Consider the following 22,440-nt stretch of genomic DNA (forward strand, 5'->3'; position numbering starts at 1 on the left):
ATGGGCCTGCATTTGAAAGAAGGCGCAGACGACGATCTGGCCGAGAACCACGAAATCAACGTCACGCCGTTCATCGACGTGATGCTGGTGTTGTTGATCATCTTCATGGTGGCCGCCCCGCTCGCCACCGTGGACATCAAGGTGGACCTGCCGGCGTCGACGGCCAAGCCTTCGCCCCGGCCGGAGAAACCGGTGTTCCTCAGCGTCAAGGCCGACCAGCGCCTGTTCCTGGGTGAAGACGAGGTCAAGGCCGAAACCCTCGGCGCGACCCTCGACGCCAAGACCCAAGGCAAGAAAGACACGACGATCTTCTTCCAGGCCGATAAAGGCGTGGACTACGGCGACCTGATGAGCGTGATGGACGCGCTGCGGGGTGCCGGCTACCTGAAGGTCGGTTTGGTCGGACTCGAGACGGCGCCCAAGAAATGATCACGACGCGCCAAAAGCTGACGCGTTACAGCGGTAGCCTGGCAGTGGTGCTGGGCGTGCATGCGCTCGCCATCGCCCTGGCGCTGAACTGGACATCGCGCGCGCCCATCGAATTGCCTCCCCAGGCGATGATGGTCGAGTTGGCGCCGGTACCAGCCCCGCCACCACCGGCACCGCCAAAAGTCGTCACACCGCCGCAACCTCCCGAGCCGGTCGAAGAGCTGCCGCTGCCCAAGCTGGCCGAAGCGCCGAAGGCCGAGATTTCCGTGCCCAAGCCGGTCAAGCCAAAGCCTAAGCCTCAACCGCCCAAGCCCAAGCCGGTGGAAAAAAAGCCGGAGCCGCCCAAGGAAGAGCCGTCGGAGCACAAGCCCAGCGACACCCCGCCAACCCAGGCACCGGCCGAGAAGTCCGCGCAACCGGCTCCCGGCCCGTCGCCCGCGCAAGCGGCGGCCAAGGCCAATTGGCAAGGCACGCTGCTGGCGCACTTGGGCAAGTACAAGAAGTACCCGCTCAGGGCCCGGCAGATGAACAAGGAAGGCACCAACCGCCTGCGCTTCGTGGTGGATGCCAATGGCAACGTGTTGTCCTTCGAACTGGTGGGCAGTGCTGGTACGGACTCCCTGGACCGGGCCACCCTGGAAATGATCCGCCTCGCCCAACCGCTGCCCAAGCCACCGCCGGAGCTGCTGAGCAACGGCACCATCGAGCTGACGGCACCGTTTGTGTACTCCATCGACAAGCGTCGGCGTTGACCTGAACCTGGCAGCCCGACGGCCGGGTAAATTCCGTTGGGCCCGTAGGAGCTGCCGAGCGAAGCGAGGCTGCGATCTTTGCGCTGATACTTGAGCCTCAAGCGAAAGATCAAAAGATCGCAGCCTTCGGCAGCTCCTGCAGCGCAGGCCAGCGGGAGCAAGCGCCCCTCGCCACAATGGGTACAGCCGACAAAAAGGCATCGAAAGATGCCTTTTTCATACCCGGCAACGACCCAACAGACATTAGACAGTGTCACACCGCACCCCCAGTCTGATAACGTGCGTCTATCGATTGCAGCCGGTATGCTTGGCTCGCAACTTCACGGACGCTCGCCATGACCCTCACAGAATTACGCTACATCGTGACCCTCGCCCAAGAGCAGCATTTCGGCCATGCGGCCGAGCGTTGCCACGTCAGCCAGCCGACGCTGTCGGTGGGCGTGAAAAAGCTTGAAGACGAACTCGGTGTGCTGATTTTCGAGCGCAGCAAAAGCGCCGTGCGCCTGACCCCAGTGGGCGAAGGCATCGTGGCCCAGGCGCAAAAGGTCCTGGAGCAGGCCCAAGGTATTCGCGAACTGGCCCAGGCCGGCAAGAACCAACTGACCGCCCCGCTGAAAGTCGGCGCGATCTATACCGTCGGCCCCTACCTGTTCCCACACCTGATCCCACAACTGCACCGGGTCGCCCCGCAGATGCCGTTGTACATCGAAGAAAACTTCACCCATGTGCTGCGCGACAAGCTGCGCAACGGCGAGCTGGACGCGATCATCATCGCCCTGCCCTTCAACGAAGCCGACGTCCTGACCCTGCCGCTCTACGACGAACCGTTCTACGTCCTGATGCCGGCCCAGCACCCCTGGACCCAGAAAAAAACCATCGACGCCGCCCTGCTCAACGACAAGAGCCTGCTGTTGCTGGGCGAAGGCCACTGCTTCCGCGACCAAGTGCTCGAAGCCTGCCCGACCCTGACCAAGGGCAGCGAAGGCGCCAAGCACACCACGGTGGAGTCCAGCTCCCTGGAAACCATCCGCCACATGGTCGCGTCGGGCCTGGGCATTTCGATCCTGCCGCTGTCAGCGGTGGACAGCCATCATTATTCCCCGGGCGTGATCGAAGTCCGCCCGCTGACACCGCCCGTGCCGTTCCGCACCGTCGCCATCGCCTGGCGCGCCAGTTTCCCGCGGCCCAAGGCCATCGAGATCCTCGCCGACTCGATCCGCCTGTGCTCCGTGGCCAAGCCGCCCGCTGGCAAGTAAGCCACGGCCATGACTGAGCTGTCGAAAGTGCCGGTCACGGCACTCAAGGGTGTCGGTGAAGCCATGGCCGAGAAACTGGCCAAGGTCGGCCTGGAAAACCTTCAGGACGTGCTGTTTCACTTGCCGCTGCGGTACCAGGACCGCACCCGCGTGGTGCCCATCGGCCATTTGCGCCCGGGACAGGATGCGGTGATCGAAGGCACCGTCAGCGGCGCCGACGTGGTCATGGGCCGCCGTCGCAGCCTGGTGGTGCGCCTGCAGGACGGCACCGGCGGGCTCAGCCTGCGCTTCTACCATTTCAGCAATGCACAAAAGGAAGGCCTCAAGCGCGGCACCCGCGTGCGCTGCTACGGCGAAGCGCGGCCCGGAGCGTCGGGGCTGGAGATCTATCATCCGGAATATCGCAGCATCACCGGTGACGAACCGCCGCCGGTGGATGAAACCCTGACCCCGGTCTATCCGCTCACCGAAGGCCTGACCCAACAACGCCTGCGCCAGCTCTGCCAGCAAACCCTGACCTTGCTCGGCCCCAGCAGCCTGCCCGACTGGCTGCCCACCGAACTGGCCCGGGACTATCAACTGGCGCCGTTGGCCGATGCGATCCGCTATTTGCACCATCCGCCCGCCGATGCCGACGTGGATGAACTCGCCCTCGGCCATCACTGGGCCCAGCATCGCCTGGCGTTCGAAGAACTGCTGACGCATCAACTGTCCCAGCAACGCCTGCGCGAAAGCCTGCGTTCCCTGCACGCCCCGGCCATGCCCAAGGCCAGGGACCTGCCGGCCCGCTACCTGGCCAACCTCGGTTTCGCCCCCACGGGCGCCCAGCAACGGGTCGGCAACGAAATCGCCTACGACCTGAGCCAGCCCGAGCCGATGCTGCGGCTGATCCAGGGCGATGTCGGCGCCGGCAAGACCGTGGTCGCCGCCCTGGCGGCGCTACAGGCCTTGGAGGCCGGTTATCAGGTGGCGCTGATGGCGCCCACCGAGATCCTTGCCGAACAACATTTCATCACCTTCCAACGCTGGCTCGAACCGTTGGGCATCGAAGTCGCGTGGCTGGCTGGCAAGCTCAAGGGCAAGAACCGCGTCGCCGCCCTGGCACAGATCGCCGAAGGCGCACCGATGGTGGTGGGCACTCATGCGCTGTTCCAGGACGAAGTGCGGTTCAAGAACCTGGCCTTGGTGATCATCGACGAACAGCACCGCTTCGGCGTGCAACAGCGCCTGGCCCTGCGGCAGAAAGGCGTGGGGGGGCGGATGTGCCCTCATCAACTGATCATGACCGCCACGCCGATCCCGCGGACCCTGGCGATGAGCGCCTACGCCGACCTCGACACCTCGATCCTCGACGAACTGCCGCCCGGCCGCACACCGGTCAATACCGTGCTGGTCACCGACACCCGGCGGGTGGAAGTGATCGAGCGCGTGCGCAGCGCCTGCGCCGAAGGGCGGCAGGCCTATTGGGTGTGCACGTTGATCGAAGAGTCGGAAGAACTGACCTGCCAAGCGGCCGAAACGACTTATGAAGACCTCACCGCCGCCCTCGGCGAGTTGAAGGTCGGGCTGATCCACGGCCGCATGAAACCCGCCGAAAAAGCCGCCGTCATGGCTGAGTTCAAGGCCGGCGCCCTGCAACTGCTGGTCGCCACCACGGTGATCGAGGTCGGCGTCGACGTGCCCAATGCCAGCCTGATGATCATCGAGAACCCCGAGCGCCTGGGCCTGGCGCAGTTGCACCAACTGCGCGGCCGGGTGGGCCGGGGCAGTGCCGCCAGCCATTGCGTCTTGCTGTACCACCCGCCGCTGTCGCAGATCGGGCGCCAGCGGCTGGGCATCATGCGCGAAACCAACGACGGTTTCGTCATCGCCGAAAAAGACCTCGAATTGCGCGGCCCCGGTGAAATGCTCGGCACGCGCCAGACCGGTCTGCTTCAATTCAAGGTAGCCGACCTGATGCGCGACGCCGACCTGCTCCCCGCCGTACGCGACGCCGCCCAGGCGCTGCTGGAACGCTGGCCCGACCACGTCAGCCCGCTGCTGGATCGCTGGCTGCGTCATGGGCAGCAATACGGCCAAGTGTGAGCACGCGCTCAGTTTTCCGGACGCGCGTACCGGACAAGCTGGTTATACTGACCAACTTGTAGGAAAACGGATACAGACCATGACAGAAGCTGCCCTCGTCCCCGAATCCCCGCACGCTCCGTCTGTAATTCGGCTGTTGCTCGAGAAATTGGGCATCAGCTTTGACGAAGTGCTCGAACGCCCCGGCCTGAACCCTGCCCGCAAAGTGCAGGCGGTGTTGCTGCACGATGCCGTTGGCGCGCTCATGGTGCTGTTTCCGCAAAGCCAGCTGCTGGACCTCAACCGCCTGGCCGAACTCACCGGTCGCAAACTCACGGCAGTGCCGACCGAACGCCTGGAGCGCATGCTCGGCAAACACAGCTTGAGCCTGCTGCCCGGCCTGCCGGCGCTGACCAGCTCGCCGTGCCTGTACGAAGAAAGCCTGCTGCGTGAACCCAAGCTGTTGATCAATTCCGGCGAACCGGGGCTGTTGCTGGAAGTCACCAGCGAAGCGTTCAAGAGCATGCTCACCAAGGCCAGCGCCGCGACGTTCGGCGAAGCCGTGAGCAACATCACCCCCAACCTGGACCGCCCGCACGACGACCGCGCGGAAATCACCCAGGCTGTGCAGGCGTTCACCGCCCGGCGTATCCAGCAACGGCTGGAAGAAACCATCGAGATCCCGCCGCTGGCTGAAACCGCGCAAAAAATCATCAAGCTGCGGGTCGACCCGGACGCCACCATCGACGACATCACCGGCGTGGTGGAAACCGACCCGGCCCTGGCCGCGCAAGTGGTGAGCTGGGCCGCATCGCCCTACTACGCATCACCCGGCAAGATTCGCTCGGTGGAAGACGCGATCGTGCGGGTATTGGGCTTCGACCTGGTGATCAACCTGGCCCTGGGCCTGGCGCTGGGCAAGACCCTGAGCCTGCCCAAGGACCACCCGCAACACACCACGCCGTACTGGCAACAATCGATCTACACGGCTGCCGTCATCGAAGGCCTGACCCGCGCCATGCCCCGCGCCCAGCGCCCGGAAGGCGGCCTGACCTACCTGTCCGGCCTGCTGCACAACTTCGGCTATTTGCTGCTGGCCCACGTGTTCCCGCCGCACTTCTCGCTGATTTGCCGACACCTGGAGGTCAACCCGCACCTGTGCCACAGCTACGTGGAACAGCACCTGCTGGGCATCAGTCGCGAGCAGATCGGGTCATGGCTGATGCGCTATTGGGACATGCCCGACGAACTGGCCACCGCCCTGCGCTTTCAGCACGACCCACACTACGACGGCGAATACGCCGCCTACCCGAACCTGGTGTGCCTGGCCGTGCGCCTGCTGCGCTCGCGGGGTATCGGCTCCGGTCCGGACGAGGAAATTCCCGATGCACTGCTCGAACGCGTAGGCCTGTCTCGGGACAAGGTCAACGATGTAGTCAGCAAAGTGCTTGAGGCTGAAGTGCTGCTGCGCGAACTGGCTTCGCAGTTCAGTCATTGATACAAGCAGGCTGGCTTTTGTGGCGAGGGTGAGTCACTAGGCTTTCGCCTTCTTGGGCTTCAAATACTTGGTCAACCCCTGGAACCAGATCACCAGCGCCGGATTGCCCTTGATCTGGATCGACTTGTCCTGAATCCCCGTCATGAACGCCAGTTGCTTGTTCTTGGCCTGCATCGTGGCAAAACCATAGGCCGCGTCCTTGAAGGCAATGGCGAACGCAGGCTCCGGGTAGGTGCCGGACTGGCTGGTGATACGCTGGTTTTTCACTATGAAATGCCGCGCGACCTTGCCGTCCAGGGTTTGCAGTTGAAACACCAACTCCTTGTCGCCCAACTGCTGCTGGAACGCCGGATTGGTCCGGCTGGCCTTGCCCATCAACAACCCCAGCATCCACAGCAGAAAACGAAATTTCATGGGCACAGCCTCGTGAGAAAAGATCAATGGCTGGCAGTTTAGCGATTCTTCGGCGCAACGCCATCATCGGATCGCTTTGTCGGAAGATAAGCTATTTTTCGCGAAAGATGACCGCCAAGTCACGAAACCAAAAAATCAAAAGATCGCAGCCTTCGGCAGCTCCTACACCCATTTCCGTAGGAGCAGCCGAAGGCTGCGATCTTTTGATCTTTTTGCGCTCCTGTTCCTCGGACATTTCCTTCAAAACGCCGGGCTGTTCATGAACTAGGCAGGGCCCTGAGGCACCGCTAACCTCTGTTCGTCATCGCAAAAAACGGTGACACGGACGTGCAAGTCCGGACTGGTACGCAATTGCTTATGGCTATTGACCGAGCATTTTTTTATGCTCGCGTCCGTTATGGCAATTGTGCGTGGGAGACCTTCGGGTCTGCCGGCGGTACCGGACCGGTCTTGCACACCTACGTACAGTTGCCACCTCTTCGAATGCAAGCGAAAGGACGGCGACTCCAACTCTGGTACATAAATATGATCAAGCATTCACCGAATCCGCCGCAAAGCGGCCACAAATCCCGTGTCGAAGTGCAGGAAGAAAAAAAGCTCGAAGACGCCACCAACCGCGCCCTCGACTACTACCTCAACCCCAAGCCCGCCTCACCGCCCGAACCCGACAGCACCAAGCTGTTCATCGTCGCCCCCCACATCGACACCGAAACCCTGCTGGCCAACGCCTCCGAAGACCTGCTGTCCATCAGCACCATCGCCGCCGACCTGGCTGACGACGTCGACGACTCACGCCGCTGCGTCGCCCTGGCGATCAGCCGTATGGCCGATGGGGTGCAGTTGCTGGTCGAGCGGGCGTTGGATCATTTGGAGGCCAAGGAGGCGGTGGCGCCCCGCGCCAAGATGTAGAGCTTTGCATTGATGCAGGCTGAACCGGCGCCATCGCGAGCAAGCTCGCTCCCACAGGGTTCTGTGTCGAACCGAATCTCCAGTTCAACGCCAATCCATTGTGGGAGCGAGCCTGCTCGCGAAGCGGTGTATCAGTCCCTATCAATGCCAACTGAGCCGACGCCATCGCGAGCAGGCTCGCTCCCACAATTGGATCGGGGTACAGCCGGGAGAGACAGGCCGGCTATCAGGCCGCCTCGCGAGCAAGCTTTGCTCCCACAGATATCCCACAGGGTTCTGTGTCGAACCGAATCTCAAGTTCAACGCCAATCCATTGTGGGAGCGAGCCTGCTCGCGATAGCGGTGCATCAGTCCCTATCGATGCAAGCTGAACAGACGCCTTCGCGAGCAGGCTCGCTCCCACAGTTGGATTGGGGTAAAACCGGAGAATCAGGTCGGCTATCAGGCCGCCTCGCGAGCAAGCTTTGCTCCCACAGATCCTGCTCAAACAGATCTGAGAGGTGTACGACCGAGAGAGCCAGGTCGGCTATCAGGCCGCCTCGCGAACAAGCTTTGCTCCCACAGGTCCTGCTGAAACAGATCTGAGAGGTGTACGACCGAGAGAGCCAGGCCGGCTATCAGGCCGCCTCGCGAGCAAGCTTTGCTCCCACAGGTCCTGCTCAAACAGATCTGAGAGGTGTACGACCGAGAGAGCCAGGTCGGCTCTAAGGCCGCCTCGTGAGTTTTTGATCTGGAGGCCCCGTTAACCACGCTGGCCGAACGCAGGTATTGCGCAGTGGGCATCCCGGCATGGATGCCGGGATAGCCGCGCTGGGCCATGGATGGCCCTTCGCGGCGGGCCCACGGAGCAATGCCGGAGTGAGGGCACACCGAGCCGTAGGCGAGGTGCCGAGTGGTGGGGCAAAGACCTTTTGGTTACTTTTGGCTGGGCCGGCATTCCGGGCGTTTGCCAAAAGTGACACGCCGTAAGGGCGTAACCGCCAGCCGCCGTCACCGCAGCAATGGATATGCCCCTAGAAACAACTGTGGGAGCGAGCTTGCTCGCGATGGCGCAGTGTCAGTCGACATTAATGCCAACTGAACGGACGCTATCGCGAGCAAGCTCGCTCCCACAGGTTTCACGCAGCGATCACTCCATGAAGAAGTGATCAACAACCATCACTCAATCAAACATTCGGGCAAGGCACCGGTGCCCAGTCGCCCAGGTCCGGGTTTTTGCACATGCTGTTGACCTGAGTGGTACCAGCGCTGGCAACCTGCTTGCTTTCATCCTGCTTGGCCTTGGCGGTCTGCAGGGTTTTCTCGGTGGTCACCGCTTCTTTCGGCACGACCGGCAGGTCTTTCTTCTTCGCCGGTTGTACGACCTTGTTCTTTTTCTTGGTGCTGGTCTGAGCCACGACCGGCGTGGTGTCGGCAGTGGCCACGGTCACCACGTCAGTACGCTGTACACCCACTTGCTGCAGGTCTTTCTCGTAGGCCTGGGTGTAGTTGTTCAGGTCTTCGGACGCTTTGCCGTTGACCGCGACAATCAGGTCGTTCGACTCTTTCAGGCCGGCGACGATTTCTGCCAGGCGCTTGCGACCTTCAGTGTCGTTGACAGTCTTGGCCTTGCGGTCGGCAACCAGTTTGCTGAACGCGTTCTGGTAGCACTGCTGCGACGTCTTGGCGTAGGCGGTGCTGCGGTCGATGTCGGAGACGCTTTTGTTGACGTCGGCGGCGTAGGACGCGATGCGCTGGTTGTCATCGGCGATCTGCTTCTGGCGCTCGGTGTAGTAACCGGCTGCACCACCGGCCAGGGCGCCGCCCGCGGCACCGATGGCGGCGTTGCGGCCACGGTCTTCCTTATCGGCGGTCAGGGCGCCCAGCAGTGCACCACCAACCGCGCCGACGGCAGCGCCGGTGACCACGGACTTGGTCATGTTGCCTTCGGTGGAGCGCAAGTGCTGCACCGGCTCGTAGCAGTTAGGGTAGTACTCGACCTTGGTGCTCGAGGCGACCTTGGAGGTCGGCGACGTGGCGCAGCCGGTCAGTACGGTGCTGAAGCCGACAGCGACCATCAGCAAGTGACGCTTGGAAACCGAAGCAAAGGGTTTACGGGAGAAAAGCATAGTTGTGTTCTCGTTTAAGTGTTGACCAGCTCAGCGCGGCGCTATCGCCGCCTGAGTCCCTTCCAAGCTCGCTGACAACGAACACTCAAGACCGCTGAGCGCTCGATGCGAGCAATTCCTTCAATATCGCCGCCGGGTCGGCTCGTTTTTGCTGACGATAATCCCCGACATGACGAACGAATAACGTTGCACGCGCCACCAGGCTCTTGCCCAGAACCGGTTTGCGCTCCAATTCTTCCTTGACGCGCTGGAACTGCGCCTGGATCACGGCATCGGTGTAGCGCGTGCCGGTCGCCAGGTTGTCGATGTAGATCGCCACCGCGCCATCCAGCGCGCTGCGGCCGTTGTCGATGGCCGTCGCGAACAACGTGGCGCTGGCCTCGTCCTTGGCGTCCAGGGCGGCTTGCCGGCTGTTTTGCAGATTGGTCAGGCGAATGTTGTAGTTGTTGACGGTCTCGGCCACCAGGGCCGACGACTGAATCAAGTTGCCCGCCGCTTCCTCGCGCTGCTGGGCGATGAGCGAGACGTTGCGCTTGAGCTCTTCATTGACCAGACCCAGTTCGGCTTGCAGGCGCGGGTCGACGCTGGCGGCGATGATGCTGTCCAGGCGCTTGGTCGGGTCGTCGGCGTCATCGATGGCGTCGGTCAGCGACGCGAGCCGCCCTTCCTTCTGCCACTGGGCAAACAATTCCTTGTAGCGCGAACGTGGCGCCGACAAGGCACCGACGGCCACGCGAAAACCGGTGGTTTCGTTGCTTTGCTCGGTGCCGTCGGCGGCGAACAATGGGTATTCGCGGCGCATGCCGGTGAACAGCGTGCCCTCGCCTTCCAGGTAGTTGCCGCCCTTGACCACGAAACCGCCATAGGCGCCCTGGCGGCGACCGGCGTGCACCAACTGGAAGGATTCCTGGACCATCTCGGCGGCGTTGCCCACCACGTCGAACAGGCCGATGGGGTTCGGCAGCTTGGTGCCGATGGGCATCAGCCGTGCCGCCTGGCCGGTGCCGCCGGCAACCTGGTTGAACACCGCCCAATCGGCCAGCGGTCCGTCGCTTTCACTGCCTTCCAGGCGCCGAGGGAACAGGCGCCCTTCCAGGTCCTGGCGACTCACCGCCTGGCCGCCACGAGCAGCGAATTCCCACTCCACTTCAGTGGGCAGGCGTACGAAACCCAACCCGCCGTCTTCGGCGGAGGTGCCGCGACCGCTCACCGGCAGCAAGTCCTTGTGGTATTTCATCAGCCAGGCGCTGTACACCGCCGAGAAACGTTCAGCCTCGAACTTCGACAGTTTCACCTTGGGCAAACGCCCGGCCACGCCTTGGGGCCAATCGGCTTGCAAGGTTTCACAGGCCGGCGCCGGCTCGCCGCTGGCAAGCGATTGCGCCTGGGCCATGACCTGGGCGTATTGCCGGGCCGTGACCTCGTACTTGCCGATGAAGTACAGCATCGGTTTGAGCGGCGTCTTGGCGTCGGTCTTGGGCATCAACGGCGTGATGGTCTTGTTCCAGTCCTTGGGCAAGTCCTTGAGGGTGAACTGGCCATTGATGAAGTCGCGCCGGTAGCCGGAAATGAACGACTGCTGGTAACCGGCCTCGTCTTCGCTGAACGGATAACCAAGGCTGATCTCGCGATCGTCCAGGGTGCCCTGGGCGAGGATGTAGACGTAGCGGAACACCATCTGGCCTTCGCACGGCAGCGGCAGGCTGACGTCGTCGGGCAACGGCTTGGGGTTGTCCAGCTTGTCCGTGCCTTCGTCGGCCCAGACCAAACCGGCCAGGCTCAGCGCCACGGCGGCGCCCAATAACTTATACATCGCGAATTCCTTCACACGCCTGGATGCGCGCCACCCGCCAGCCGCCGCATGCCGCCGCGACAGCACTGACGCCGAGCACGGCCACCAGGGCCAAGGTGTAGTGACGCACCAACAGATGACTGGCGTATTCGCCGGGCATCTGTGCAAATAAATAATTCAGGCCCGACTGCGCCAAGCCGTACAGGCCGGCACTCAACAGGGCCGCAAAGGTGGCGCTGTAGAGCGCCTGCAACACCACGAACAACAACAGCGCCGCGGTGGAAACCCCCAGCAGGCGCAACACCGACAGCTCCCGGCGCTTACGCTCGACCGCCGCCAGGGCGCCGGCAAAGATCGCCGCGAATGCACCGGCCAAGGCCAACCCGGCAATGATCCAGAACACGATCGACAGGTTGCGACTCAGCGATTGCACTTGTGCAATGGTCTGGGCCTGGGTCGATACCAACAGGTTTTGCCCAGCGAAATACTGCCGCAGCGGCTCGACATCGCCAAGGCTGCGGGCATACAAACGAAACGCCGGGTAGACCCGTTGCCCACTCACGGCCACCGCATCGCCTGGCCAGCCGAATACGGGCACGGCACGGCCGTCGCGATAATCCTCGGCGGCCTCCAACAGCGCCAGCGGTGCAAACAGGCCGTCCCGGGCGAAGGCTTCCAATGGCAGCACGTGCAGCACCTGCACGCGGGTGCGCTGCGCCTCGCTGCGACCGGCCACCTGCCGGCCGAAACTGGCCTGCAACCAATCGCCGGCCTTGGCGCCGAGCTTTTCGGCGGCGGTCTGGCTGAGCACCACTTGATCCAAGCCTTGGGGCACCGGCAAGTGCTCGAACAAGGGATCGGCGGCGGCAGTGGGAATCATCTCGACCGTGACGACCGAAGCATCGCCGCTCAAATCCGCCGTGGCGGCGATCTGCCGGGTGCGCGGCAAGGCAAAGGCCACGTCGCCGCGTTGGCTCAATTGTTCGACGAACTCGGCACTGAAGCGACCACCGCCCAAGGGGATGATTTCCCGGGTGGCCGGGTCGTTCTGCAAGCGTTCGGTGAGGCTGCTGACCAAGCCGAACTTCAGGCCAAACAGCACCAGCAACGGCGCCACCACTGCCACCAGGGCCAGCACCGAACAGGCCGACAGCCAGGCATCGTTGCGGTAATCCTGCCAGGCCAGGGAAGCCACCAGCGCGCCGCGCATCAGCAAGCCTCCCCGAGGGTGGCGGTGACGCCGCCGTCGACGTCGCGACGGCAACTGATGCGCCGCACCTGCAGACCACTGGCGCGGGCCAGCGCTTCGTCGTGGGTGGCAACCACACAGCAGACACCGTGTTCGCGAGCCTGGGCCACCAGCAACTGCATGACGCGTTCGGCGTTCAGCGGGTCGAGGGCGGCGGTCGGTTCATCGGCCAGCAACAGGCGCGGCCCATGGGCCAACGCCCGGGCACAGCTGACCCGCTGGCGTTGGCCGACGGATAAGTCCGCCGGTTTCTTGTCCAGTTGATCGGCAATGTCCAACTGCCCAGCCAGGCGCGTCACGCTTGCGTCATCCTTCAAGCCCAGCAATTTGCGCGACAACGCGATGTTGCCGCGCACATCCAGGAAGCCCAACAGGCCACCGGTTTGCAGAACATAACCCAGGTAACGGCTGCGCAGCTCGGCCAAGGTGCCCTGTTGCGACGCACGCCACAATTTGGCGATGTCCAGCGGCGTGTTGGCGGGCGTGAAGTCGAACTGCCCGGCCTGATCCGGCGCCAACACCAGCGCCAGCAGGTCCAGCAACGTGCTCTTGCCACAGCCACTGGGGCCGACCACCGCCAGTTGTTCACCGCCGCGCAAGTGCAGCCGTGGAATCACCAGGCTGTAGCGCTGGCTGCCGGCGCCCCGGCTTTTGTGCACGGCGTTCAGGGTCAGCATCACGGCAGCGTCGACAACGGAACGCGGTACAAGGCGTCACCCGGCTCGGCATCACCGAAGCGCACCCAGTTGGCGAGGTCGTTGTGGAAGGTTTCGTAGAGGCGGATTTTCGAATCCAACTCGTCGATGAAATCTTCCTGCTCGGCCACGCTCAAGGACAGCCACAAATCCTGGGTCATGTTCAGCGACTTGCTGCGGTACGGCAGCCCTTCGAGGTACTCGCCGAGAATCCCGCCGTCGGCCAGGTTGCCGCCCTTGCGCAAGGCCGACGGATCGCGGCTCATGTAGGCACTGGCGCTGGCGATTTCCTGGAAGAAATCCTTGGGTGAGCTCTGGGTCTTGCGAGCCGCGTCGACGATCAGCTTGAGCGATTGCTGCAAGTCGTTGAGTTGCAGCTTGGTCAGCATCACGCAGACCTGGAACGCCGGCAGTGCCGGGTTGGTCAGGTCGCGGTCGGCGGTCCAGGCGCTGACCAGTTGCGGCGCCTGGCTGGCGGATTTACGCCCCAAAAAGTCCATGTGCATCGCGTAACCGACTGCGGCCGACTTGTCGGCCAGGCTCGGCGCGGCACTGAGCAGCGGCACGCTTTGCGCTTTGTTGCTGCGCACCTGATGGACCAGGTCGGCGAACACCGAACCGATCTCGTCGACGCGCTCGCCGAACTTGCGCACATCGGCGCCCGGCACCGGAATGTACAGGTCGCCGATCTGCGGGTTGGCGTCGGCGGTCAGGGTGCGGTACTGGCTCTGGGCGCCGGCATGGGTTTTCTTGCCGGCGTCGCTGAGCAGGTGCAAGGCGTAGATCTTGATCTGCTTGCCCAGCGCCGCCTGGCGCACTTCGGCCTCGTTCATTTGCGTGGCGGCAAAGGGATCGTTCTTGCGCAGGGCCCCGGCGTCGGTGACCAACAGGATCAAACGCCCACCGTAACCGGACCAGTCCATGCCTTCGACGGCTTCCATGACCCCGGCAAACGCATCTTCGTTGAACGAATGGCTCGACACCGTCGATGCCTTGACCTGCCGCGCCAGCTCCATGAAGCGTTGTGGGTCGCGGCCCTGCTCCAGGGTGATCAAGGTCTTGGCGACGTATTCCAGGCCTGGGGTTTTCTTGATGCTGCTGCGGAAACCCACCATGCCAAAGCTGACACTGTCCAGCTCGCCACGCTCGGCAATACGGGTTTGCAACTCGTGGACCACGTCGCGCACCTGGTCGATGTAGGGCTGCATCGACACGGTGGTGTCCACCACCAGCACCACGGCGGTACGGAACGCGTCGGCGTTGGCGGTGGTGATCGGCGTGTTGGTCGCAGCCCTCGGCGTGCTGCCCGGGTCGATGGACGCCACGTTCAGCAACTGCACCGGCTGGCCGTTTTCATCGAGGCTCTCGCGGGAATCGAAGATCGGCAACAGGTAGAACTGGCTCTGCGGTACGGCGCTGGCGGCGGGCTCCAGGGCCAGCACTTGCTGGTCCTCCTGCGGGCTCTGCTGGGCCTTGAGCAACACGTTCTTGGCCGCCGAAGGGTTGGCCAGCAGCTTTTCCACGTCGCCAGGCTGACGCAGGAACATCACCGGCGCACGGCCGGAACGTTCGGTGAACTTGAGCACCAGGCTTTGCTTCCAGTCGCTGACTTGGGCGGCGGGCAACCAGCCGTCGCTGCGCCCGTCGGTGGCCGCACCGACCCGCACCCACGAACCGCCGTCGACGTCCTTGCGCTGGTACACGTACAGCACGGAAAACGCCGGCAGCGCCTTGCCCGGTGCGGCGCCCGGTGCGTCGGCGAGCTTCGCCCCCGGTTTGCTGAGCACGCGCTGGAACAAGGTTTTCTTGCCGGCCATCAACAGTGGACGCTGACCGCCATCGGCCTCGGTCGCCACGGGCGGCTGAGCCGCAGGGGTAACGGGCGGCTTGACCGTCGGCACTTCCGGGGCCTTCGGCGGCTTCACTTGCGGTGGCTTGACCGAGGTGGTCGTGGCCACTGGCGTCTTCACTTCTTTGCCGTCATCACCGGCCAACCACCAATAACCCGCCCCACCCAACGCCAATGCCACGGCGACCGCAACGGCAGCCAGGGCGAACACCGGCCCCTTGCGTTGCTCCGACACCGAGGATTGCACCGAAGACTTTATCGGCGGCGCAACGGGCTTGGGCTGCGATTGTGGCGGCGGTGGTGAGTAAGCCGGGCCGCTGGGAATGTTGATGGACATGGGCGTCAGGCCCGCCAAGTCATCCACCGCAGGCGGCGTGACCGGCAGTTCAAACGACAACGGCCGGATCAGCGTCGCTTGCGCCGATTCCTCTGGCAGGTTATCCAACGCCCGCAACAACGCCGCCGCATCCGGGAAACGCTCCCCCGGATCCTTCGCCAGCAGCTTGCGCAACACGTCCTGGTAGCGGCCGTGGTGCACCGGCAGTTCCGGCAACGGCTCGGTCAGGTGCGCCAGGGCCGTGGACAGTGCGTCGTTGCCGGTATACGGCAGTTTGCCAACAAGGATTTCGTAGAGCACCACGCCCAGGGCATACAGGTCGGCGCGGCCGTCGATGTCTTGCCCACGGGCTTGTTCCGGGCTCATGTAGCTGGGCGTGCCGACGGCGAAACCGGCCTGGGTGAACTGGGTGCGGTCGTCCAGGGACTTGGCGATGCCGAAGTCCGAAAGCACCGCCGTGCCATCGGCGCGGAACAGGATGTTGGCCGGTTTGACGTCACGGTGGACCAGGCCCAACCCGTGGGCATAACCCAGGGCCGAGGCGATCTGGCGGATGTAGGTCAGGCCCTGCTCCGGCGTCAGGCCCGCGGCGATGCGTTCCTTGAGCGTGCCGTTGGGCAGGTACTCCATCGCCATGTAGTACAGCTCACCGACGTTGCCGATGTCATGGATGGTGACGGTGTGCGGGTGCGACAGGCGCGCCAGGGTCTTGCCTTCGCGCAGGAAACGCTCGCAGAAGGTCGGGTCGGCTGCCAGCGCGGCGGCCATCACTTTCAACGCCACCTTGCGTTCCAGCGAACGCTGCGTCGCCAGGTACACGCTGGCCATCGCGCCTTCACCGATCGGCCCTTCGATGTCGTAGCCGGGGATGACAATGTTCAGGGACAAGCTCATGACGGCACCTTCACGACCACCACGGTGATGTTGTCCGGCGCGCCACGCATCAGGCCCAGGGACACCAGGCTGCTGGCGATTTCGCCGGGCTCGTCGTGGCTCAATACCTCGCGGATTTCTTCGTCCTCGACGGTCTTGGTCAGCCCGTCGCTGCACAACAGGTAACTGTCGCCGGGTACCAGCAACAATTCGGTCAGCGCCAGGTTCAGTTGCGCCTCGACGCCAATGGCCCGGGTAACGATGTTGGCCCGCGGATGCACCCGCGCCTCGGCTTCGCTGAGCAGGCCGCTGTCCTGCAGATCCTGAACGTAGCTGTGGTCCCGGGAGATGCCTTCGAGCATGCCATCGCGCAGGCGATACAACCGACTGTCACCGGCCCACAGGCACATGCCGCGCAGGTCGCGGGCGGCCAGCACCACCACGGTGCTGCCCATCATCGTCACGCCACGGTTGGCGGTTTCTTCACGCACGGCGGCGTTGACGCGCAGCAGGTCGCTTTGCAGCGCCGCGACGTATTCGTCCAGCGAACGACCCACGGCAATATTGCGCAAACTGTCGACGATCAGGCTGCTGACGTAGTCGCCCGCCGCGTGCCCGCCCATGCCATCGGCCACGACCCACAGGCCGTTTTCCGGCAGGTCCAGGCAAGCGTCTTCGTTGACCTGGCGGACCATTCCGACATGGCTCTTGCTTGCAGACTTGATTGCTTTTCCGGCACTTGGACGCATCTACACAACACCTTCTTGGCCGAGCAAAAATTGCGCAAAATCAGCGGCTGCCGGCAATCCCTGGCAGCGCATCAAACCCGGGGCAATGCGCTCCGATCCCTGGCCCCACCACAGGCTCGCACCTTCGCAAGCCGCCTCGGCCAGGGCGCTCATGCGCCGCTGCGGGTCGGTGGCATCGAAGCGATGCAGGCTGGCAAAACGGCTGCTCGGCGTGCGCGGCAAGTACATCGGGCTGCCCAGGGTCTCCAACTGTTCGTTGAATGCCTCGAAACTGGCCTCCACACTCAACGTGCTCAGCAACAGGTTCTCGACCCGTTCAAACCACTCGTCCGCACCGCCCACCACCGACGCCGGGTCCGCGTCGGGCTCCAGCAGCACCGCGACGGTCAGCGGAAAATAACGGCCGACCCGGTCGATGCTCGGCATCACCACCCCGACTGCGGCGTCCGGGCCGCACACCCCGGGCGCGACCATGAAGCGCCACAGCGGGCTGACCAGGTAGGCGTCCAGCCAACGCTCGCCAAGGCTGGTCTGGCTGGCGAGCAAACCCGCCGCCAGCCAGGAATCCCACGGGCCGATGAAGCTCTGGGGCAAACCACGGCTGACGAAGTCCCCACGGCTGGCCAACTTTCCATAGAAGCCCGCTGTACTCATAGCCGCTCCGGCAGGCTGAAGCCGCTGAGCACCCGGCTCTTGAACGGGTTGAAGGCGCTGTTGGCGCGCAACTCATAAGAGGCGCTGGCGCCATCGACCCGCAGCCGCAGGTTGAAGCGATCCGGCGAGTTGCCGGCGGTCAGGTCCGATTGCTCCAGCAGCCGGAACCAGGCCCACGGCCCATCCAGGGTGATGCCGGAGCGACCGCTGGACGACGGCGGCATAATCGAGATCCGCACCACGCCGATGCTGCCTGGGTTGGGCCACTGCATGGCGGTCGGGCGGCTTGGGCCGTGGTCGTAGCTCAATTGTTGGCCGTCGAGGTCGAGCAGGAACTGGGTGATGGTCGAGTCCATCGCCACCGGTTTGAGCTCAAAACGGACCATCGGCTGCGTGCCGCCGGAACGGAAGAACGCATCGCGGATGGTCGCCGCGCGCTGGAAGGTCTGCAGCACGCCAGGGGCGATGCCGAGCTTCTGCGCCGCGCCCGGTTGCCAACGCCAGGTCGGTGTGGAGGTGTCGACGTAGGGTTGCAGGTACTTGCGGAAGTAGTTGTCCATGACCCCGCCGACGCCAAAGAACTGGCCGAAGTCATCCAGGGTCGCGTCCCGAGCACTGCCTGGCGACATCGGATAGCGCCCGGCCAGGGACTGGCGATAGATATTCACCACTTCGCTGGTCCAGGCGGCGTTCAGTTGGTTGCGCACCCCGCCCATCATGCTGTTGGTGGTGGAGTTGACCACCGACTTGACCAGGCCTTGCACCAGCGGCGGCTGGCGTTCGGCATTGAGGCTGACGCGCGTAGCGGCGGCCGTTGCCTGGTTCTTGGCTTCGCCGAGCAAGGCATCGCCGCTGGCACCGACCATGGCGCTGACCTGCACGTACAAAGCGTTCATGTCCGCCAACAGACCGTCGATGGCCGCCGGCTCGCCTTCGCTTTTGCTGACGATGCTGTTGAGTTCGGCGAAGTGCGCGGTGATCGGGTCATCGCTCGCCGCCGGCGCGTTGGACGTCGCCTGCTCCTGGCCGAGCAAGCTGCCCAGGCGCTCCTTGAGCTTGTCCACGCCGCCTTCCACCGGCGCACCCTGGGCGGCCAGCAGGCGTTCATCCTGTTGCAGGTCGGTTTCCTTCGCCACCGCCACCAGCAGTTTTTTCAACGGCGAGGTCGGGCCGGAAATCACCCGCAGCACATCGGCGGCCTGGGCCACGCTGGTGATCGGCACGAAGTCGATGTCGGCGAGCAAGGCGTCCCATTGGCGCAGGTAGTCCTGGAAGTACAGGCGACGCACATCGGCGGCCAGGCTGGCGACGTTCTGCTGATCGGCCTGTTCGTGGCCCAGCACCCATTGTTCTTCGGCCAGGGTGCCGGTCTGGCTCAGGCTGGTGAGCAGGAAGCCCTGGCGGTAGCCCTTGACGGTGAAGAACCCGCTCAGCGGCTCACCCAACGGCTTGCCACTCTTGCGGCTGAACACCAGCGCCGCATCACGCCCGGCGGCTTCGTTGATGCGGAAGTCCGGGATGCCATCTGGCAGCTTCTGGCGCTTGATCCGGTCATAGACGCGCTGGGCCACCGGCAATTGCTGCAATTGGCGGCGCAGGTCTTCGACCAGGCGAGGGTCGAGGCGCGCGAGGGGCGGACGCCGCTCGAACAGCGCCTGCAAATGCGCGGTCAGGGCCTGGCGCTGCTCGGCGGGCAAATCGCGCGGCAGGCTGCGGTCCCAATCCAGGGCGATCCAGGCCTTGATGAAGTCGGCATCGTAATGCTCGGTGTCGGCGAGCATCAGGTAGGCCTTCAAGCCTTCGTAGAGGAAATCCGAATTGCCGCCGCTGTGCAGCTGCTCTTCGATGCGCGTCAGCAAGCGCGGCGCGAACACCGCGATCAGCAGCTTGCGGTAGACACTGCCGGACTCGGCTTCGAGCATGTCGCCCTGGTACAGGCCCAGGCCTTCGGCCCAACTCGGTGAGTCGTCGGCCAGGTGCTTCACGGCGTTGAGCAACGGCAACACGGCGAGAACGTCGCGTTGCGCCGGGCTGAGGTTCTGCACGGTTTGCCCCAATGGCGCGACCTTCTGGTCGACCTGGGCGATGTAGGCCTGGTTGGCACGGTAGCTGACCCACCACAACGTGCTGACCACCAGCACCAATACCACGGTGGAGGCCAGAACGCCGCGGGCGATCCACCTGCGCCGCCGCTCGACTTTCGGATCGACGCCCACCAGCCCACGCTCGGCGAAGGCCACGGCGGTGAAGAGTTTCTCGATGAAGTAGCTGCGCCCGGTGCCGGTCTGGCGCGCCAGGTGCTGACGGTCCAGGTTCATGCTCTGGGCCATGGAGCCGATCAAGCGATCGATCGGACTGCCTTCCTGGGTGCCGCTGGTGAAATACACCCCGCGCAGCAACACGCGCTCTTCGAAGGCGTTGGGTTTGAACACGCCTTCGAGGAAGCTTTGCAGGCAATCTTTCAAGGCGCCGAACTGCTGTGGGAAGCCGTAGATCAGATCGCGCCGCGCCGGGTCGCGCTCTTGTTGCAGGCGTTCCACCAGGCGGTCGTTGAGGCGCTGCTCCAGGCCGGTGAACTCGCTCTGCAGGTGCGCCAGCGGGCTGTCGCTGCTCTTGCCATCGTCCAGGGCGAAGGTCATGCCCCAGACCTGGGCGCGTTCTTCCTTGCTCAGGGTATCGAAATACTCCATGAACCCGGGCACCAGGTCGAGTTTGGTCAGCATCAGGTAGATCGGGAAACGCACGCCCAGTTGGGTGTACAGCTCCTGGATCCGCAAGCGAATCGCCGCGGCATGGGCGGCACGCTCGGCGTCGCTGCCCAGCAGCAGGTCGGACAGACTGATGGCGATGAACGCCCCGTCAATCGGGCGTCGGGCCCGTTGTTTTTTCAACAGGCCCAAAAAGCCCAGCCACGCGGCCTTGTCGATGGTCGCGTCGCTGTCCTGGGTGGTGTAGCGGCCGGCGGTGTCGAGCAGGACCGCCTGGTCGGTGAACCACCAATCGCAATTGCGCGTACCACCGACACCGCGTACCGCACCGGCACCCAGTTGCGCGGCCAGCGGGAAATGCAGCCCGGAGTTGACCAGCGCGGTGGTCTTGCCCGAACCCGGCGGGCCGATGATCACGTACCACGGCAGCTCGTAGAGGTTACGACGCTCGTCGCCGCCCAGCTTGGCTTTCTTGAGCAAGGCCAGGGCTTCGTCCATGCGCTGGCGCAGGGTTTCGAGTTCCTCGGCGGTGGCGATGCTGGTGGGATCGGGTGGGGTTTGCGCGGCCAGGCTGCGCATCACTTCGGCGGCCTGACGGCGCGCCTGGATGATGCGCAATACGCGGTAGGCTATCCACACCGCGAACACCAGGATGATCAACGCCCAGCGGCGGCCTTCAGGCACCAGCCAATCGAGCAGCGGGCCGACGAACCAGATGATCAGGCTCAGGGCGATCAGCCCCAGCAACGGAATGACCCAGCGGGTCATAAAACTGAAAAACGCCTTCACTCGACCCCCTCCGCCAATACTGTGATTTCAACCCGACGATTGCGCGCACGTCCTTCTGTGGTGGCGTTGGACGCCAACGGCTCGGTGTCGCTGCGGCCTTCGGCGCTGAAGCGCTCGGGCTGGCCGGTCTTGGCCGAAAGAATTTGCAGCACCGATTGCGCCCGCGCTTCGGACAACGCCCAGTTGGACGGGAACCGCAGGGTGGCGATCGGGCGATTGTCGCTGTGCCCGGTGACCAGGACCTGGCCCTTGACCTTGCGCACCGCATCGGCGATTCGCAGCATCAGCGGCTGGAAGTCGTCCTTGATGCTGGCGCTGCCCGAGGCGAACAGTTCATCGCCGCGGATGGTCACCACCGAGCGGTCGACGGCGTCTTCCACGGCAATCCGGTTGGCCCGGATTTCATCGGCGAGGAAGCCGGCCAGGCGTGGGCGCTCGATCACTTTGGGCTGCACCACGGGACGGTCGATGGTCTGTACCGGAATTTCACCGAGGAAATGAATATTCTTGAACACCGGCTCGGCATCGGACGCCAGTTTCATGCGCAGGCCGAACAGCAGTGCCAGCAACAGGGCTGCACCGATGGCCACGGCGATCCATGGCGGCATGAATTGCGCCAGTCGATCGCGGGCCACCGTGACACCGCGCCAATGCGGCGACAGCTCGCGCTCGTAGTCGCCACGGGCGCTGCGGATGACGGCGGCGGTGCGCTCACGCAACGCTTCCAGTTGGCTGCGACCGTCGTTCATCACCCGGTAGCGCCCTTCGAAACCCAGGCACATGCACAGGTACAAAAGCTCCAGCAGATACAGGCGCTCGCGCGGGCTTTGCAGGCAATGCTCCAGCAACTGGAACACCTTCTCGCCGCCCCAGGCTTCGTTGTGCACGGTGATCAACAGGCTTTGCTTGCCCCAGTCGCTGGTGCCGCCCCACGGCGTGCTCAACACCGCTTCGTCCAGCGCGGTGCACAAGGCGTAGCGGGCCAGCAACACATCGTTACGCACCACGCCAGCGGCCTCGGCACGCTCTTCGAACTGGCGCAGGTAGGCCAGCAGTTGCGCGCGCAGACTGGCCGGCGCCGGGTGGGCAATGGTGTTGCGCAGGCGCGTCAGCAGCGCCAGCAGCGGGCCGGCGGCGCTTTCCAGCGGGTTGAGCCCCTCGGCCTTGCCGGTCAGCACCGGCGCGGCCGGCATCGACAGCGGTGCAGGCTGCGCACGACCAGGGTCCGGACGGCCAGCGTCCGGGCGGAATGGGTCGGCGCCGCGGCCACCGGGCGTTGGCATGAACTGGGTACGATCGTCGTTGCTCATCGCGG

General features: G+C 64.1%; 16 protein-coding genes. 6 read left to right on the forward strand and 10 right to left on the reverse strand.

Features of this window, described 5'->3' with window-relative positions:
• The 5 genes from exbD (at position 1) to KI237_RS29665 (ending at position 5,999) form a co-directional block, all read left to right on the forward strand.
• A complete protein-coding gene (gene exbD, locus KI237_RS29645; RefSeq protein ID WP_003206888.1) occupies positions 1-429 on the forward strand; it encodes a TonB system transport protein ExbD in 429 nt (142 codons plus the stop codon).
• Positions 426-1,181: an energy transducer TonB gene (locus tag KI237_RS29650; protein ID WP_212798165.1), complete on the forward strand. Its 756-nt coding sequence runs from the start codon at positions 426-428 to the stop codon at positions 1,179-1,181. Before exbD ends, KI237_RS29650 begins: the two co-directional genes overlap by 4 nt.
• Positions 1,182-1,516: 335 nt before the next feature.
• Complete coding sequence (locus KI237_RS29655) at positions 1,517-2,437, forward strand: hydrogen peroxide-inducible genes activator (RefSeq protein WP_072343175.1); 921 nt, start codon at positions 1,517-1,519, stop codon at positions 2,435-2,437.
• Between the two features lie 9 nt (positions 2,438-2,446).
• Positions 2,447-4,522, forward strand: a complete 2,076-nt coding sequence (gene recG / locus KI237_RS29660) for an ATP-dependent DNA helicase RecG (protein ID WP_212798166.1) — start codon at positions 2,447-2,449, stop codon at positions 4,520-4,522.
• Between the two features lie 79 nt (positions 4,523-4,601).
• Positions 4,602-5,999: an aminoacyl-tRNA deacylase and HDOD domain-containing protein gene (locus KI237_RS29665; RefSeq protein ID WP_212798167.1), complete on the forward strand. Its 1,398-nt coding sequence runs from the start codon at positions 4,602-4,604 to the stop codon at positions 5,997-5,999.
• A 36-nt stretch (positions 6,000-6,035) separates the two neighbouring features.
• Here the strand turns inward: KI237_RS29665 and KI237_RS29670 are convergent, their stop codons facing one another.
• Complete coding sequence (locus KI237_RS29670) at positions 6,036-6,413, reverse strand: helicase (protein ID WP_212798168.1); 378 nt, start codon at positions 6,411-6,413, stop codon at positions 6,036-6,038.
• Between the two features lie 525 nt (positions 6,414-6,938).
• Between KI237_RS29670 and KI237_RS29675 the strand changes: the two genes are divergently transcribed.
• Positions 6,939-7,322: a DUF6124 family protein gene (locus KI237_RS29675; RefSeq protein WP_212798169.1), complete on the forward strand. Its 384-nt coding sequence runs from the start codon at positions 6,939-6,941 to the stop codon at positions 7,320-7,322.
• 1,166 nt (positions 7,323-8,488) lie between these two features.
• Here the strand turns inward: KI237_RS29675 and tagQ are convergent.
• The 9 genes from tagQ to KI237_RS29720 all read right to left on the reverse strand — a co-directional run bounded on the left by tagQ (position 8,489) and on the right by KI237_RS29720 (position 22,435).
• On the reverse strand, positions 8,489-9,430 hold the full coding sequence (tagQ, locus tag KI237_RS29680; RefSeq protein WP_212798170.1) for a type VI secretion system-associated lipoprotein TagQ: 942 nt from the start codon (positions 9,428-9,430) through the stop codon (positions 8,489-8,491).
• 85 nt (positions 9,431-9,515) lie between these two features.
• Positions 9,516-11,243 carry a formylglycine-generating enzyme family protein gene (locus KI237_RS29685; protein ID WP_212798171.1) on the reverse strand — a complete coding sequence of 576 codons (1,728 nt, stop codon included), beginning with the start codon at positions 11,241-11,243 and terminating at the stop codon, positions 9,516-9,518.
• Positions 11,236-12,432 (reverse strand): ABC transporter permease, encoded by a 1,197-nt coding sequence (locus KI237_RS29690; RefSeq protein ID WP_212798172.1) that lies wholly within the window; start codon positions 12,430-12,432, stop codon positions 11,236-11,238. The genes KI237_RS29685 and KI237_RS29690 overlap by 8 nt, the downstream gene beginning before the upstream one ends.
• Positions 12,432-13,148 carry an ABC transporter ATP-binding protein gene (locus tag KI237_RS29695; protein WP_024619024.1) on the reverse strand — a complete coding sequence of 239 codons (717 nt, stop codon included), beginning with the start codon at positions 13,146-13,148 and terminating at the stop codon, positions 12,432-12,434. Before KI237_RS29695 ends, KI237_RS29690 begins: the two co-directional genes overlap by 1 nt.
• Positions 13,148-16,246, reverse strand: a complete 3,099-nt coding sequence (locus tag KI237_RS29700) for a serine/threonine-protein kinase (protein WP_283246280.1) — start codon at positions 16,244-16,246, stop codon at positions 13,148-13,150. The genes KI237_RS29695 and KI237_RS29700 overlap by 1 nt, the downstream gene beginning before the upstream one ends.
• Positions 16,243-16,974 (reverse strand): PP2C family protein-serine/threonine phosphatase, encoded by a 732-nt coding sequence (locus KI237_RS29705; protein ID WP_212798173.1) that lies wholly within the window; start codon positions 16,972-16,974, stop codon positions 16,243-16,245. The genes KI237_RS29700 and KI237_RS29705 overlap by 4 nt, the downstream gene beginning before the upstream one ends.
• Positions 16,975-17,628 carry a type VI secretion system-associated protein TagF gene (gene tagF / locus KI237_RS29710; protein ID WP_212798174.1) on the reverse strand — a complete coding sequence of 218 codons (654 nt, stop codon included), beginning with the start codon at positions 17,626-17,628 and terminating at the stop codon, positions 16,975-16,977.
• Positions 17,625-21,125 carry a type VI secretion system membrane subunit TssM gene (gene tssM / locus KI237_RS29715; protein WP_212798175.1) on the reverse strand — a complete coding sequence of 1,167 codons (3,501 nt, stop codon included), beginning with the start codon at positions 21,123-21,125 and terminating at the stop codon, positions 17,625-17,627. The genes tagF and tssM overlap by 4 nt, the downstream gene beginning before the upstream one ends.
• Complete coding sequence (locus KI237_RS29720) at positions 21,122-22,435, reverse strand: DotU family type VI secretion system protein (RefSeq protein WP_212798176.1); 1,314 nt, start codon at positions 22,433-22,435, stop codon at positions 21,122-21,124. The genes tssM and KI237_RS29720 overlap by 4 nt, the downstream gene beginning before the upstream one ends.
• Positions 22,436-22,440: the final 5 nt, after the last annotated feature.

Source organism: Pseudomonas sp. St316 (genome assembly GCF_018325905.1).
Taxonomy (GTDB): Bacteria; Pseudomonadota; Gammaproteobacteria; order Pseudomonadales; family Pseudomonadaceae; genus Aquipseudomonas.